Source organism: Streptomyces sp. LN549, from assembly GCF_043203805.1.
Lineage (GTDB): Bacteria > Actinomycetota > Actinomycetes > Streptomycetales > Streptomycetaceae > Streptomyces.
Genome location: NZ_JAZHRI010000002.1, coordinates 8,516,287 through 8,531,782 on the forward strand (window position 1 = coordinate 8,516,287; position 15,496 = coordinate 8,531,782).

The window sequence follows — 15,496 nt, forward strand, 5'->3', positions numbered from 1 at the left end:
TTTTGTCCGGATCAGGCTGGGCCGCCCGGGAATCCTGCCGAGATGCGGCACGGGCCGGGTGGCCGAGAGGGGAGGCATCGGTTCCGGCGGGGAGTGGGGAGGCACCGGTTTCGGCGGGGGGTGTCCATCGCACCGCTCAATGACACGGAAGGACCTCCATGACGAGAGAACGGACGGCCTGTGTGCCGTCGGCCTCCCTGGTACTGATTGTGGGGATGTCCGGATCCGGCAAGACAACGGTGGGCCGGCTTCTTGCCGAGCGGCTCGGCTGGTCCTTCCGGGACGCGGACGACTTCCACTCCGCGGCCGCCCGTGACCGGATGGCAGCCGGTCAGGCTCTCACGGACAACGATCGCGAGCCCTGGCTGGATGCCATCTCGGCATGGCTGGACCAGGAGGCAGCCGCGAACCGGCCTGCTGTCGTTGCCTGTTCCGCCCTCAGACGCGCCTACCGCGACCGGCTTCTGAGCGGGCGGTCCGGAGCGCGCCTGGTCTATCTGCACGGTGCACCGGAGCTGATTCGCTCGCGGCTGTCCGACAGACGAGGCCACTTCTTCCCGCCGAGGCTGCTGGGGAGCCAGATCGCCGACTTCGAAGAGCCCGAACCGGACGAGTGCCCCCTCGTGGTGGAGATCGACCAGCCGCCGGAGGCGGTCGTGAGCGCGCTGGCCCCGTTGCTGCACCGGGCCCCCACCCGGGGCGAACCGTGCAAGGAGCGCGCCGCAGGTGCCGCGGCCTCGTCCGCGGCGACTCCCGTGAGCCCGACAGGTGAACAGTGGACCCTGAGACGGAAGGGGCAGAAAGCCGTAGTCGTCCAACTGGGCGCCGCCCTGCGCCATTACGAGGTGGACGGGCGGACCCTGCTGGACGGATTCGCCTCCGACGCACCCATTACCGGCGGGCGGGGGCAGTTGCTCGCGCCCTGGCCCAACCGCATCGGCGGCGGCTGCTACCGCTTCGAAGGAGCGGACCTGCAACTCCCGCTCACCGAACCGGAGAAGGGCAATGCGATCCACGGGCTGGTCCGCTGGGTCCCGTGGCAGTTGCAGGCCCGAAGCGAGGAATCGCTGCGGTTGGGGACCGTGCTCCGTCCGCAGCCGGGCTATCCCTTCCTGCTGGACCTGACCGCCGAGTACCGGCTGGGGCCCGCCGGCCTCGACGTCCTCGTCTCCGCGACCCACCTGGGGAACGGGCCCGCCCCCTACGGCGTGGGCCAGCATCCGTACCTCACGCTCGGTACCGGCACGGTCGACACGGTTCTGCTGACCGTGCCCGCAGGGGACCGCATGATCACAGACGACCGGGGACTGCCGGTCGGCCGGGAACCGGTCGAGGGTTCGGACTTCGACTTCCGTACGGCTCGCCCCATCGGCTCCCTGCGGCTGGACACCGCGTTCGGCCTCGACCGCGTCGACGGCGAAGCGGTCGTCCGGCTTGCGCACCCCTCAGGAACTCACGGAGTGGATGTCCGACTCGGCGAAGGCGCTCGGTACGTGCAGATCTACACGGGCGACACGCTGCCGGAGACCGAACGCCGCCGGGGTGTCGCCGTCGAGCCCATGTCGTGCCCGCCGGACGCCTTTCGCAGCGGCTCCGGTCCCGACGTACTGGAGCAGGGTGACACCCATGTGCTCCGTTGGGGCCTCAGCGCATGGCGGGCCCCATGACCACGCCCAGACCTCCGCGCCGCCTCCTCGCGGCACCCCGCACGCCCTCGGGGCGTACCCCGACGGGCCGCGTGAGCGACTGAGCCGACCGGAGGAAGCCGCTGCGCCCAATGGCTCAACACCGGCCCGGTCAGGGCTGCCGCGATGCGCATCGGTGATTGCCTGTCCCCGCCTGCCGGACAGCGGACGGGCGGACGGCCGCGCAGCGAGGAGAGGCATCATGGATTCCCACGACGAGGGATTGCAGGGTGCGTTGCCGGCCCACTTGCTCAAGGGCCAGACAGCACTGGTGACGGGCGCCAATTCGGGCATCGGCAAGGCCACCGCCATCGCGCTCGGCAGGGCCGGCGCGGACGTGGTGGTCAACTACGTGAGCGGTCGTGACGCGGCCGAGCAGGTGGTGCAGGAGATCACCTCGTTCGGGGTGCGTGCGGTGGCCAGTGAGGCGGACGTCTCTCAGGAGAGTCAGGTCATCGCGATGGTGGACCGAGCGGTCCAGGACTTCGGGACACTCGACATCCTGGTCGCCAATGCCGGTATGCAGCGTGATGCCAGGTTCACCGACATGACGCTCGCCCAGTGGCAGAAGGTGCTCGACGTCAATCTCACGGGCCAGTTCCTGTGCGCACGGGAGGCCACCAAGGAGTTCCGGCGCCGCGGAGTGGTCCCGGAGGTGTCCCGGGCGGCGGGGAAGATCATCTGTATGAGCTCGGTGCACCAGCTCATCCCCTGGGCAGGGCACGTGAACTACGCCTCCTCCAAGGGAGGCGTTCAGATGATGATGCAGACCCTGGCCCAAGAGCTCGCACCGGAGAAGATCCGGGTGAACGCCGTCGCCCCCGGGGCGATCAAGACCCCCATCAACACGAGTGCCTGGGAGACGCCGGCGGCCCGGGAGGACCTCTTGCGTCTGATCCCGTACGACCGTATCGGGGACCCCGAGGACATCGCGCACGCCGTCGTCCTGCTCGCATCCGACCTCATGGACTACGTGGTGGGGACGACCCTCTACGTCGACGGCGGCATGACACTCTTCCCCGGGTTCGCGACCGGCGGCTGACCCCTTTCGCAGGCCCCGAACAGCGAAGGCGGTTATGCACACCTCGGTCCACCTGCTGGCGAGTGCTCCCGATCAACTCCTGCCGGCCCGAGAACTCATGGCCTTCACCCTGGCCTCCCACATCATTCTGGTCCCGCTCGGCGTGGCCCTGCCCCTGATCACCCTGGTCATGCACTACCGCGGACTGCGCCACAAGGACACGACGTCCCTTCTGCTGGCGCGGCGCTGGTCGGCGGTGATGGCGGTTCGGTTCGCCGTCGGTGTCGTGACCGGCACTGTGCTGTCGTTCGAATTCGGCCTGCTCTGGCCGGGGATGACGGGCAGATGGGGCGATGTCTTCGGTATCGGCTTCGGGGTCGAGGCCTGGGCGTTCTTCCTCGAAGCGGTCCTCATCGCCATCTACCTCTACGGATGGCGGCGGTTGAAGCCGCGGACACACCTCCTGCTCGGACTGCCGCTTCCGGCCACGGCGCTGCTGGGAGCGTTCGGCATCCTGGCGGCCAACTCCTGGATGAAAACACCGCAGGGCTTCTCCCTCGACGCCACCGGCAATCCGATCGACGTGAACATCTGGAAGGCGATCTTCGCGCCGATGTTCGGGCCGCAGTACTGGCACTTCGTCGTGGCCATGCTGCTGACCGCGGGCTGCATGGTGGCCGGTGTCCACGCGGTCGGCCGGCTGAGGAGACGCCGCCACCGGTACCACCGGCTCGGCTTCACCGTTCCCTTCACTGTCGCCGCGTTGGCGACCCCGGTTCAGTTCGTCCTGGGCGACTCCCTCGCCCGGTCGGTGTTCCACAAGCAGCCGGTCAGGTCCGCGGCCATGGAGGTCGTCTGGAAGACCGGCACCCGCGTCCCGGAGTACCTGTTCGGCCCCTTCGGCGATCCCGGGAACGGCGCCGGTGCGGGAGTCACCTGACCGTCAGAACGGTTTCCTTCCCCCTGAGCCAGGACTCTGCCGAAAGGAGTTGCTGTGACCAACGACGAGATCTACCTAGGAATCGCACTGACCCTGATCCTCGCCACCGGGTCACAGATCCTGGCGGGCAAGCTGCGCGTTCCCGCCCTCATCATTCTGCTGCCTGCCGGGTTCACGGCCGGCGCGCTGACGGACGTGGTCCACCCCGACAAACTGATGGGGCAGAACTTCGACGTCCTCGTGTCGATGTCCGTGGCGGTGATCCTCTACGACGCAGGTCTCGGGCTCAACCTGCGCAAGCTCACCGGCCGCACCCGGTGGATCGTGGGCCGGCTGCTGCTGCTCGGTGTGATCGTCACTTTCCTGGTCACCTCCGCCGTCGCACCTGCGATGTTCGACATGCCCCTCAAGGTCGCCTCGATGCTCGGCGTGATCCTGGTCGTCTCCGGTCCCACGGTCGTGGGCCCCATTCTCGACTTCGTACGGCCCACGGACAAAGCGCGCCGCATCCTCATCTGGGAAGGGACCCTGACCGACCCGATCGGCGGCATCCTGGGCGCACTTGTCTTCCACGCCATCGCCACCACGCACCGGGTGGACATCGGCCGGGGCTACCAACTGGGCCAGTTCGCCCTCAGCATGGCTGTGGGGCTGATCGGCGGCGCGGTGGGGACGGCACTGCTCTGGCTGACGCTCCGCACGCTGCGCCTCGGCGAGACGCTCGGGACGCTGGCCCAGCTGACCACCGTGATCGCCGTGTCCGCAGGCGCCGACATCGTCCGGGACGACACAGGACTCATCGCCGCCATCGTCACGGGCCTGGCCGTCACCAACATCGGGGGTTTCGACATGCCCGCGCGGCGCCCCTTCTTCGAGACGCTGGCCCAGCTGATCATCGGCCTGCTGTTCGTCTCGATCTCCGCCACCGTCACACCGGCCTCCCTCGTGCCCGTTCTCCTCCCGGCCCTCGCTCTCATCGCCATCCTGGTGCTCGTGGTCCGGCCGTTCGTGGCCTATGTGTCGACCGCGGGCTCCGGTCTGTCCATGGGAGAGAGGGCCTTCGTCGGATGGATGGCGCCCCGAGGCATCGTCGCGGCTGCCACGGCCACGGCGTTCTCGGCGAACCTCGTCGACAGAGGCGTAGGCGGAGCAGCCAAGATCCTTCCCGTCACCTTCCTCGTGATCGTCGGGACGGTCCTCCTGTACGCCCTGACCGCGGCACCGGTCGCCAGAGTGCTGCGCATCGTCAAGCCCGTCGGAACACGGATCCTCCTGGTCGGCGGGGAGCCGTGGGTGGTGGACCTCGGCAGGACCCTGCGGTCCGCAGGGCTGGACGTGCTGATGTGGGCGGGCCTCGACGAGGAGCGGCAACGGATCACCGGAGCCGGGATCGAACTCGCAGGCGGCGACCTGCTGGCCACCGCCACCAACCCGGGCGCCCGGCTGGAAGGTGTGACGGCCGTGTTCCTGGCCACCGACGACGACGACTTCAACGCGCTTGCCTCGGTGGTGATGCAGGACAGCGTCGAGGGGCCGGTCTACCGGGTCGGACCTCCCGAGGACAGTCATGGCGTGGTCGCCCCCTACACGGGCGGCGACATTCTCTTCGGCAGACCCCTCGTCCGTCACACACTGGCCGCGCGGTACGAGACGGGAGCGCGCTTCGTGGTCCAGGAAGCCTCGGCTCCCGTGCCGCTCGGGAGCGAGACCCTGTTCGTGGTGCGTGACGGTCTGAGACTGGAACCCGTGACCGAGAAGCGGCGCATCAGACCAGGGGAAGGCGACAGCGTGGTGCTGCTGACCCCCGGCACCGAGCAGTGAGGCCCGCTCGCCTCATGCGTGTCGCAGTCGCCTGCGACCCGTCGAGGGTGCCGGTTCCCGGGTATCCGCACGGCGGAGCGACAACGGGGGGCCGACGCCGGATGCAGGGAAGGCAGGCCGGTCCTGACATGGGATTCAGATGCCGAAACGACTGCGCCGGCCCCGAAGAGAGGGACGACACATGCGGTTCATGATGTCCTGGGCCTCCGTATTCCGACTTCGGCAGTACGTGAAGGCGAACCTGTGGATCACGCCGCTGTTCGGTCTCCTACTGGGAATCGTTCTGGCCGAGTCGGCCATCAACGCCGACAGTTCTGACTGGCCGCCGAGTGGCTGGCGCTATTCGGCGGCGACGGCGACCGGAGTGCTGAGTTCCATCGTCGGGGCGATGATCGCACTTCTGGGTTTCGTGGTGACCATCGGTGTTCTGGTCATTCAGCAGGCCACCGGAACGCTGTCTCCCAGATACATGCGGCTCTGGTACAGGGACCGGCTGCAGAAGGCCGTGCTGGCCACCTTCACCGGCACGTTCGCCTTCGCCTTCTCCTTGTTGCGCAGCATCGAGTCGAATTCGGTACCGGACCTCGGGGTCACCCTCGCGGGCGGTGCCGTGGCGGTCAGCCTGATGCTGTTGCTCGTCTATCTGAACCGCTTCACGCACAACCTCAGACCGGTGGCCATCGCCGATATCGTGGGCCGAATGGGAGAGGACGTCTTCGAGCACGGGGCCATGACCGTCAGGGCCTCGGCGCCGAAGGACGGTGAACCCCCGGAGCCGGGCGGGCGGATGACCGTTGTCCGCGCGGCGGCAAGCGGGGCCGTCCAGGCCCTCGACACGGCCGGCCTCTCGGCTGTCGCCGAACGGCACGACTGCGTGTTCACCGTGCCGCATGTCATCGGTGACTACGTTCACCGAGGCGCCGTCCTCGTGGAGATCCACGGCGGCACCTCCACCCCCGACCACCGGCACGTGACCGGTCTCATCGCGCTCGGCCCCGAGCGCACGATCGAACAGGACCCGGCCTTCGCCCTCCGGGTCCTCGTCGACATCGCCATCCGCGCCCTCTCGCCCGCTGTCAACGACCCCACCACCGCCGTACAGGTCCTCAACCACATCGAGTCGTTCCTCACCATGGTCGGCCAGTCGCCGCTCCCCGGCCGGTACGTACTGGCCGGAGCCGACGGCAGGCCGCGGCTCGTCCTGAGGGGGAGAGGGTGGGAGGACTACCTTCAGCTCGCCGTCTCCGAGATCCGCGACTACGGAGCGACGTCCTTGCAGGTCTGCCGACGGCTGCGTGCCCTGCTCGACGGGCTCCTCGAAAGCCTGCCGCCCTTCCAGCACCCGGCAGTCCGGGCGGAGATGGAGCTCCTGTCCGCATCGGTGGAACGGGCGTTCCCCGATGCGGCCCGCCGTTCCGCCGCACGGACTGCCGACAGCCAGGGCGTGGGCGGCAGGTCCTGGCCTGGGCGATAGCCGGGGCGGCCACGTCTCCCGTCACCCCGGAGACGGCGTCACGTCCGGCCTTGAGCGCCCCTCAGTGCGGCTCTGCCCAGCCGTGCCGGACGGCGTGACCGCCGAGCTGCATCCGGGTCCGGACTCCGGCCATGTCCATCAGGCGGCGCAGGCGTCGGTGCAGCGTGCGCGGTGAAAGCCCGAGCTGTGTGGCGGCCGTCGGGTCGGTCAGGCCTGCCAGCAGCAGGGCGAGAATTCTCCGGTCGAGATCGGTCGGTCCTTCCGCACCGAGCTCGACGACCGGTTCGGCTTCTTCGCCGGAGCCCGACAGCTCGAGTGGGTGCGCGGTGCGCCATACGGTCTCGAACAGTGCGTCCAGTGCATCCAGCAGGCCGCTGCGGTGCAGCAGCACGGCGCCGGGCACCCCGGCCGGCGTGACGGCGAGTGGCACGAGGCCGAGGTCGGCGTCGGCCAGCACGAGTTTCATCGGCAACTCGTCGGCGACACGCAGTTCCACGCCGTTGCGCAGCGACTCGATCGCGTCGGCGATGATGCCCGGCTCTGCCAGTACGGCCCGGTCCAGCACCACCCGGAAGTGCACGCCGCGGCCGAGGGCCATGGGTTCGGCCGAGTTCTCGTCAGGGGACACGGCGACGAACGGCGCTGTGATGAAGGTGCGCACCTGCGTGCGGGCGGCCTGCTGCACCTGGAGGAAGCGATGGCGGATGGCGTCGACGCCCGTGACGACCTCGATGAGATCGCTGATGCTGCTCCCGGTCATCGCCGCCCGGTGCTCCTCGGCGAAGGTCACCAGCGCCTGCTCGGCCACCCGTAGCCCGTCGCGCCGCTGGCTGATGAGAGCGCCGAGCGCCATGGCCGGCGGCGCGGCCGTGAACCGCTCGTCCACCGACCTGATCACAAGTCCCCACCCGACCAGATGGCGCAGGGCCTCGTCGATGTGGGTCTGCGACACCTCGAGCAGATCCGACAGCAGCACCGCGGTGCAGTTCGGCCGTCCGAGCACCGCCCGGTAGACGCGCTCATCATCGGGCGCCAGGCCCAGGACATCCAGCATCGGCGACCGACTCTCTTCCGCTTGCCGCAGCGGGGAGAGTATGCGCCACGGTGGCAGGCCCTGAATAGTTGCTGCTGGGAGCTGGTGTGACGGGAAGGACCCCGGGGAGTCGCCTCCCCGGGGCCCGACGGTGTGGCTCATCGCAGGCCGTACGCCCGGATGATTTCGTTCTTGACGCCGAAACCGCTGTCCGTCGCGGCGCTCGCGCGGACCGAGACGAAGCCACCGCGCTTCTTGACCGTCCTGAACGAACCCGTCCAGTAGCCATGGGTGCCCTTGGCCAGGGTCACCTTCTGCCAGGTGGCGCCGTCGTCGTACGAGACGTCCAGCTTCACCGTGGTGACCTTGCCCGGCACGGTGCCGAGGTCCATCGACACCGGCTTGAGCGCGATCTTCTGGGTCGCATCGGCCTTGACGTCGCCGTGCAGGTCCGACTCCAGCTTGTAGTCCAGGTTCAGCACCGAGAACGGCTCGAAGTAGTCCGAGTCGACGGTGTCGGACATGAACGTCCACTCGGTGTGGGTGCGCGTCGACAGCCGGAAGACATCACCGGGCCGCTCCGCGTCGAGGACGGCGCGGTAGGGAAGGTTGCCCGCCGGCACCTCCTGCCACTGCATGTCCCCGCTGACCGGGTTGTCCTGGATCAGCGTGTCGCCCTGGAATATCTGCAGGTGGGACGGCGTCTCACCCCAAGGCAGGTAACCGCCCAGCCGCATGTTGTCGCTGGCGGAGGCCCATGCCTGCACGTTCCAGGTCATGTAGTTCCCCCAACGGGAGTTGTACACACCGAAGGACTCGCCCTGGCCTGGCCGTGTCGCCGGAGCGAACCAGTCCAGACGGGTGGTGCTGCCCTTGGCATACGTGTTGTCGCCCGACACCATCGTCCACGGCAGGGCTCCGTCGACGCCCTGTGTGTGGAACTCCCTCCAGTCCTGGCCCGGGGTCACCCATTCCGTGCGGGTGCCCGGGTGCCACTCGACCTCGGGGAGGTTGAACGACGGGCTGAGGGTGAAGTCGGACCGGTAGCCTTCTGCCGACTTGCCGTCCGTGGCCGAGTAGTAGCGGGCATCGATCCGGGCGAGGTCACGCTTGCCCGGCTTGTAGACCAGGGCCCGGTTCGGCACCTGGCCGGGGTAGTCCCGGGTCAGGTCGTAGACGAACGGTGTGTACTCGGTCTGCTGTGCGGTCAGCTTGATGCCGGCCTTGGCCATCGAGACAAGGGTCCTGCCCGCGTCGCGGTGCACGGTGGCGACCGGGATGGTCGACTCGCCGACGTACTCCATCAGGGAGCCGACGCCGTCGTTGACCACGATCAGCGCCTTCGCACCGGCCGCGACCGCGGCTTCGGCGCGCTCCTGCGGCGTGACCTCGTCGCTGTGCTCGATGACGACGACCTTGCCCTTGGCCCTGACCTTCGCATATGCGGCCGCCGCGCCGTTGCCCGCGTAGACGGCGTCCAGCCTGTCCGTGCCGGTGTCCAGGGCGCTGCCCGCCTGCACCAGCGCCTCGAAGTCGAGCCGGCCGCCCAACGCGCTCAGGCTGAGCTGCGGCTCGCCCTTGCGCCAGCGGGTGGTCAGTATGAACTCGCCCTGTTTCATCGGCTCCGTCGGCGCGACGTAGACGTCGTCGTACGTCGGCGGCAGTACGTACGCGCTGCGGTAGTCCATGTACGGGTCGAGGCCCTTGTAGTGGACGTTGAAATCGACCTTTCGCTGGCGGTCCTCGGTGCGCTGCGGTGCCTCGGTCTGCAGCAGGCGTGCCTTGCTCGCGTCCAGCACCACGTCCATGGAGCGGTCCTTGAGCACGGTCTCCGGGTCGACCAGCACGGCCAGGCCCGAGCGGTCCGCCTTCTCGCCGGCCACGTCGATGTACCCCGCGACGGTGTACAGGCCGGGTGCCATGCGCATGGTGGTCGAGCCGTCGACGTAGACATTCCACGGCCAGACGTCGCCGGCCAGGTTGATCCCCACCCAGCCGGCGGCGGGCTTGCCGTCCCGGCCGAGCAGCTTGATGTTCAGGTCGTAGCGCTCCTCCTCCTTCAGCAGCGCCACGGAGGTGCGGGTCACCGCCTTCCCGGTGGCCGCGTCGGTGCCTGTCACGTAGCCGACGTGCCGGCCTGCCGAGGCGGTCTGCGGGTCACCGGTCACCGGGACGGCGGCGGTGCCGCCCGCCGGGACGGTCACCTTGGTGGCACCCAGCGCGAACGGGCCGCCGTCGTCGGTCAGTGCCAGGTTCAGCGTGACGTCGGCGGAACCGGTGTTGGTGAAGGCCAGGTCCTTCGTGACGGCGACGTCGCTCGGCTCGTGCGGCCATGTGTAGTTGCCGAAGAAGAGCGAGCCGCTGCTGCGGACCGTGGTGCGTACGGCGGCGGCCACGTCGACACGGCCGGTGCCGACCTCGTACGGCGAGTACCCGTCGTCCAGGCCCTTCGCGCTGCTCATCAGGTGTTCCTTGAGCTGCGCGCCGGTCCAGTCCGGGTGCTGCTGGGCCAGGATCGCCGCCGCGCCGACTACGTGCGGGGTGGCCATCGAAGTGCCGCTGAGGGTGCGGTAGAGGCCCTCACCACCGTCCGTCATCTCCTGCGAGCGGGCCGCGGTGATGTCCACGCCGGGCGCCGCGATGTCCGGCTTCATGCCGCCGGAGTTGGCCAGCGGGCCGGTGCTGGAGAAGGACGCGAGCTGGTCCTGCTTGTCCGTGGCGGCCACCGTCAGGGCCGAGGCGGCCGCACCCGGGGCGGAGATGCTCTCCGGGCCCGCGTTGCCGGCGGCGATGACGAACAGGGTGCCGTATTGCTCGGACAGAGCGTCGACCGTCTGCGACATCGGGTCGCTGCCGTCCGTCGGGTAGGAGTCGCCGAGGCTCATGTTGACGACGTCCGCACCGGACTCGGCAGCCCACTGCATGCCGGCCATGACCCAGGAGTCCTGGCCGGAGCCCTCCGCGCCGCCGAGCACCTTGCCGACGAACAGGTCGGCGCCGGGGGCGACGCCCTTGTTGTCGCCACCGGAGGCGGCGCCGGAGCCGACGATCGTGCTGGCCACGTGCGTGCCGTGCCCGTTGACGTCGGTGACGGCCTCACCCGGCACGAAGCTGGTCGTGCCGTCGATCAGGCCGGCGAAGTCGGGGTGGTTGACGTCGATGCCGGTGTCGAGCACCGCGACCTTGACACCCTTGCCGGTGTAGCCGGCCGCCCAGGCCTCGGGCGCGCCGATCAGCGGCACGCTGTCCTTCAGGTTGGCCTTCACGCGACCGTCGAGCCACAGCTTCGACACACCCGCGCCCAACGTCGCGCTACCCTGCGGCGCGACGGTGGTCCAGAAGGTGCGAGCCTGCCGCTTCTCGGTGCTGAGTGCGGCACCGTGGATGCCCTTGAGCCTGCGGGACAGCTTGCTGCCCCGGGGGGCCGTCGGGTCGACGGCGGAGCGGGACTTCGGCTGGGCGTACGCCGCGATCAGCGGCACCGCGGCCGACTTCGCGTCGTCGTAGCCCATCTCGATCAGGCCGGTGACGTTGAACAGCCGGCGGTCCAGTCTGTCCGCGCCCAGCAGCGGCGCCGCCTCGTCCGGGATGACGAACAGGTCGCCCTTGATCTCCTGGATCTTTACGCCGCCGACGGCGCTGTCCGGCCGGTCGACGTCGGCGGTCTGCTTGCCGTCGGCCATCGTCGTGACGGTGACGACGTCGCCGGTGACCAGGGTGACCTTGTGGGTCGCCGAGGGCCTGGCGGGAACGGTGGGCTTGCTCGGAGCAGCTTGTGCGGGCGCTTGCAGAACTGCGAGCCCCGACGCCAGAAGCGGCACCACGGTGGCGGTCGAGATCAACTGCCAGCGTCTGCGCCGGAAGGCGGAAGACTGAGAGGGGGAGTACATGCCAAGGGTCTATCGGCCGGAAGTGCGCGACGTGAAGGCCTGGTGGCGGCAAGTCTGCGCCATGGCAAAGACTTGTCAGCCGCAAAGGGCTGGAACCCGGGCAAGACTTGCTCGCCGACGCTGATGTTCCGCCCGGTGGGCGATGAGGCCCCGGGGCCTGCTGAGGTGTTCCGCTGCTGAGAACGCCCGGCGTCGGGGCGCCGACGCCTAGTGACCTGAGTCGGAGATTCGTTGGCAGTATGCGGCGACTTTGTCGAGGATTTCGTCGGCGGTCTTGGTCCAGATGAAGGGCCGAGGGTTGTCGTTCCAGTTGGCGAGCCATGAGCGGATGTCGCGCTCGAGAGCCTGGACGGAGCGGTGGACGCCGCGTCGGAGCTTCTTCTGCGTGAGCTCGGCGAACCATCGCTCCACCAGGTTCAGCCAGGACGATCCCGTCGGCGTGAAATGCAGGTGGAAGCGCGGGTGCGCCAGTAGCCACTGCTTGATCGCCGGAGTCTTGTGCGTCGCGTAGTTGTCCAGGATCAGGTGCACCTGAAACTCCGCGGGCACCTCCTTGTCGATCTTGGCGAGGAACTTCTTGAACTCGGCGGCCCGGTGCCGGCGGTGCAGGGAGCCGATGACCTTGCCGGAGGCGATCTCCAGGGCCGCGAACAACGTGGTGGTGCCTGCGCGGATGTAGTCGTGGCTGCGGCGTTCGGGAACCCCTGGCATCATCGGCAGCACCGGCTGGGACCGGTCCAGGGCCTGGATCTGCGACTTCTCGTCCACGCACAGCACGAGGGCCTTCTCCGGCGGGTCGAGGTAGAGGCCGACCACGTCGCGGACCTTGTCAATGAACAACGGATCGGTGGACAGCTTGAAGGTCTCGGACCGGTGCGGGGCCAGGGCGAAGGCCCGCCAGATCCGCGAGATCGCCGACTGCGACATCCCCGTCGCCTGCGCCATCGACCGTGTGGACCAGTGGGTGGCGTTCGCCGGCCGTTCTTCCAGAGTCTTGACGATCACCCGCTCGACATCCGCGTCGGTGATCTTGCGCGGCACACCGGGCCTGGGCTCGTCACACATGCCATCCAGGCCCCGGTCCAGGAAACGCCGACGCCATGTGCGGACCGTCTCGGGAACGACCCCGAGACGGCGCGACACCTCCGCGATCGAGTGGCCCTCGGCGCACTCGAGCACGATCCGCGACCGCAAGGCCAGTGCTTGAGCCGTCGAGCGACGACGCACCCACCCCTCAAGCACAGCCCGCTGTGCATCAGTTACCGACAACGCCGCAAGTTTCGGTCCAGGACGACTCACACCCAACCAACGACGAATCTCCGACTCAGGTCACTAGGGTTTTTCGTTTGGATCAGGCCGGATCAGGGAGCTCCCTCCTCCGCCGTGCGTCGCAAGGCGGAGGAGGGAGTCATGGCGGAGCCATGCCGACTGACGGCAACGCCGCGAGGTGCGGCGCCAGAGCCCGCGAGCCCGGCATGATCCAAACGAGAGGCCCTAGGTGCGGCCGGCCCCCGGACGGCGTGCTCAACGACCGGCGGTGGATCTCGACCGCGAGTGCGGCCGGTAGCCGGGTTGCTCGGTGCCCGGCGAGATGCGGTCGTCGGTGTGGCGGTGGACCCCCGCCGCCACCTCGCGCTGTTCCTTCGCCAGGACGGGCTGTCCTCAGTGGCCTAGGCTTGTCCATCGGGGCCGAAAGGGGCTCAAGATGGATGAATACCCCCTGATCGAGAACCATGGCCTGATCGGTGATCTGCAGACCGCGGCGCTCGTGACGACCGATGCCACGATCGACTGGTTCTGCTGTCCGCGCTTTGATTCGCCCAGTGTTTTCGGCTCTCTTCTCGACCGGCGTAAGGGTGGCCACTTCACCGTCGGACCGGTCGCGGAGAGCTACACCACCAAGCAGCTCTACCACCCGGACACCGCCGTTCTGGTCACGCGTTTCATGACCGAGGCCGGCACCGGTGAGGTGGTCGATTTCATGCCGGTGACCGGCGCGACCGCTACGGACCGGCACCGTCTGGTCCGGATGCTGCGCTGTGTCCGGGGCAGCATGACGTTCGAAGGGGAGATCGCTCCGCGCTTCGACTACGGCCGGCAGCCGCACGAGCTGCACATCTCGGAGCACGGGGCCCTGTTCACATCGAAGGACATGGATCTTGCTGTCCACGCCGTCCGCGAGCGGCAGGACGAGCGGCTGCTGAGCATCCGCCCGAACGACAACGACCTGCGTTTCACCCTGACTCTGCGAGCGGGACAGCGGCGCGGCCTGGTCATGGAATCCTCGCCCGGCGGGCCGCCGCACGAGGTCCCGGTGGCGGAGTTCGAGAGGCTCTTCGACGAGACCGTCGGGTTCTGGCGCTCCTGGCTGGGCCAGTCCACCTATACGGGCCGTTGGCGGGAAGCGGTGGAGCGTTCGGCCGTGACCCTGAAGCTCATGACGTACGCACCGACCGGTGCCCTGGTCGCAGCCCCCACGACGGCTCTGCCCGAGCAACTGGGTGGAGAACGCAACTGGGACTACCGGTTCACCTGGATCCGTGACGCGTCGTTCTCGGTGTACGCCTTGCTGGGCCTGGGGTTCAGGGAAGAGGCGTCGGCCTTCATCAGCTGGCTGCACGACCGCGTGAAGGAGGACGCCGACCACGGAAGCGGCACCGGGCCGCTGAACATCATGTACCGCGTCGACGGCTCGTCCGACCTGGTCGAGGAGACCCTGGACCACTGGGAGGGGTACGGCGGCTCCGCCCCGGTCCGCATCGGCAACGGAGCGGCGAGCCAGCTGCAACTGGACATCTACGGTGAGGCGCTCGACAGCATCTACTTTGCGCACCAGCACGGCATGCACCTCGACAACCGGGGCTGGAACGCGCTGCACACCCTTCTCGACTGGCTGGTCGACCACTGGGACCAGCCAGGAGAAGGGCTGTGGGAGACCCGTGGCGGCCGGAAGGACTTCACCTACGGCCGCGTGATGTCCTGGGTCGCCCTCGACCGCGCCGTGCGGATCGCCTATGACGACGGCCGCCCGGCGGCCCGTGGCCGCTGGGTGGAGGCCCGGGACGAGATCTACCGGCAGGTACTGAGCCGGGGATGGGACCCGAAGAAGCAGGCCTTCGTGCAGCATTACGGCGAGGACGTGCTCGACTCGTCACTGCTGCGCATGCCGACGGTCGGCTTCATCACGCCGGACGATCCGATGTGGAAGTCCACGCTGGACGCGATGGAACGCGAGCTGGTCAGTGACAGCCTGGTCTACCGCTACAACCCCGAGGCGTCGCCCGACGGCCTGCGCGGCTCCGAGGGAACGTTCTCCCTCTGCACGTTCATGTACGTCGATGCCCTGGCGCGGGCCGGCCGTACCGACCAGGCCCGACTGGTCCTGGAGAAGATGCTCACCTACGCCAACCACCTGGGCCTGTACTCGGAGGAGATCGGCCTGACCGGGCGGCAGTTGGGCAACTTCCCGCAGGCGTTCACGCACTTGGCCATGATCGATGCGGCCATCACCCTGGACGCGAGGCTCAACGAGGCGCGCAGGGGCGGGAAGTAGCCACGGCGCGAGCGCTTCGGAGTCGTCGGGCAAGGGTCCCGGAGCACGGCCCCCCTCGGGCTGTGCTCCGGGACCGATG

The 15,496-nt window shown here is 68.7% G+C and carries 9 protein-coding genes; 6 read left to right on the forward strand and 3 right to left on the reverse strand.

What is annotated here, in order from left to right; genetic code table 11:
- Nucleotides 1-158 precede the first annotated feature (158 nt).
- From SH922_RS37680 to SH922_RS37700, 5 genes are all read left to right on the forward strand, one after another.
- Complete coding sequence (locus SH922_RS37680; protein WP_393063023.1) at nucleotides 159-1,667, forward strand: gluconokinase, GntK/IdnK-type; 1,509 nt, start codon at nucleotides 159-161, stop codon at nucleotides 1,665-1,667.
- Between the two features lie 220 nt (nucleotides 1,668-1,887).
- Entirely contained in the window at nucleotides 1,888-2,727 is an 840-nt protein-coding gene (locus SH922_RS37685) for an SDR family oxidoreductase (protein ID WP_393063024.1), read from the forward strand.
- A 34-nt stretch (nucleotides 2,728-2,761) separates the two neighbouring features.
- The gene (locus SH922_RS37690) at nucleotides 2,762-3,646 is read left to right on the forward strand and encodes a cytochrome ubiquinol oxidase subunit I (protein ID WP_393063025.1); all 885 of its coding nucleotides are present in this window, start codon (nucleotides 2,762-2,764) and stop codon (nucleotides 3,644-3,646) included.
- Between the two features lie 54 nt (nucleotides 3,647-3,700).
- Nucleotides 3,701-5,467 carry a cation:proton antiporter gene (locus SH922_RS37695; RefSeq protein ID WP_393063026.1) on the forward strand — a complete coding sequence of 589 codons (1,767 nt, stop codon included), beginning with the start codon at nucleotides 3,701-3,703 and terminating at the stop codon, nucleotides 5,465-5,467.
- A gap of 181 nt (nucleotides 5,468-5,648) precedes the next feature.
- Nucleotides 5,649-6,941: a DUF2254 domain-containing protein gene (locus SH922_RS37700; protein ID WP_393063027.1), complete on the forward strand. Its 1,293-nt coding sequence runs from the start codon at nucleotides 5,649-5,651 to the stop codon at nucleotides 6,939-6,941.
- A 61-nt stretch (nucleotides 6,942-7,002) separates the two neighbouring features.
- Here the strand turns inward: SH922_RS37700 and SH922_RS37705 are convergent, their stop codons facing one another.
- The 3 genes from SH922_RS37705 to SH922_RS37715 all read right to left on the reverse strand — a co-directional run bounded on the left by SH922_RS37705 (nucleotide 7,003) and on the right by SH922_RS37715 (nucleotide 13,163).
- Nucleotides 7,003-7,995 (reverse strand): TrmB family transcriptional regulator, encoded by a 993-nt coding sequence (locus tag SH922_RS37705; RefSeq protein ID WP_393063028.1) that lies wholly within the window; start codon nucleotides 7,993-7,995, stop codon nucleotides 7,003-7,005.
- A 137-nt stretch (nucleotides 7,996-8,132) separates the two neighbouring features.
- Nucleotides 8,133-11,864, reverse strand: coding sequence for a S8 family serine peptidase (locus tag SH922_RS37710; protein WP_393063029.1), 3,732 nt, complete (start codon nucleotides 11,862-11,864; stop codon nucleotides 8,133-8,135).
- Between the two features lie 207 nt (nucleotides 11,865-12,071).
- A complete protein-coding gene (locus SH922_RS37715) occupies nucleotides 12,072-13,163 on the reverse strand; it encodes an IS630 family transposase (RefSeq protein WP_393061766.1) in 1,092 nt (363 codons plus the stop codon).
- A 406-nt stretch (nucleotides 13,164-13,569) separates the two neighbouring features.
- Here SH922_RS37715 and SH922_RS37720 point away from each other — a divergent pair, with 406 nt between their 5' ends.
- Complete coding sequence (locus tag SH922_RS37720) at nucleotides 13,570-15,417, forward strand: glycoside hydrolase family 15 protein (protein ID WP_393063030.1); 1,848 nt, start codon at nucleotides 13,570-13,572, stop codon at nucleotides 15,415-15,417.
- Nucleotides 15,418-15,496: the final 79 nt, after the last annotated feature.

What these genes read in the sequence shown, in the direction of transcription:
- SH922_RS37710 (WP_393063029.1), bottom strand. Translation starts at nt 11,864, where the DNA reads ATGTACTCCCCCTCTCAGTCTTCCGCCTTCCGGCGCAGACGCTGGCAG.
- SH922_RS37705 (WP_393063028.1), bottom strand. Translation starts at nt 7,995, where the DNA reads ATGCTGGATGTCCTGGGCCTGGCGCCCGATGATGAGCGCGTCTACCGG.
- SH922_RS37720 (WP_393063030.1), top strand. Translation starts at nt 13,570, where the DNA reads ATGGATGAATACCCCCTGATCGAGAACCATGGCCTGATCGGTGATCTG.
- SH922_RS37700 (WP_393063027.1), top strand. Translation starts at nt 5,649, where the DNA reads ATGCGGTTCATGATGTCCTGGGCCTCCGTATTCCGACTTCGGCAGTAC.
- SH922_RS37680 (WP_393063023.1), top strand. Translation starts at nt 159, where the DNA reads ATGACGAGAGAACGGACGGCCTGTGTGCCGTCGGCCTCCCTGGTACTG.
- SH922_RS37690 (WP_393063025.1), top strand. Translation starts at nt 2,762, where the DNA reads ATGCACACCTCGGTCCACCTGCTGGCGAGTGCTCCCGATCAACTCCTG.
- SH922_RS37685 (WP_393063024.1), top strand. Translation starts at nt 1,888, where the DNA reads ATGGATTCCCACGACGAGGGATTGCAGGGTGCGTTGCCGGCCCACTTG.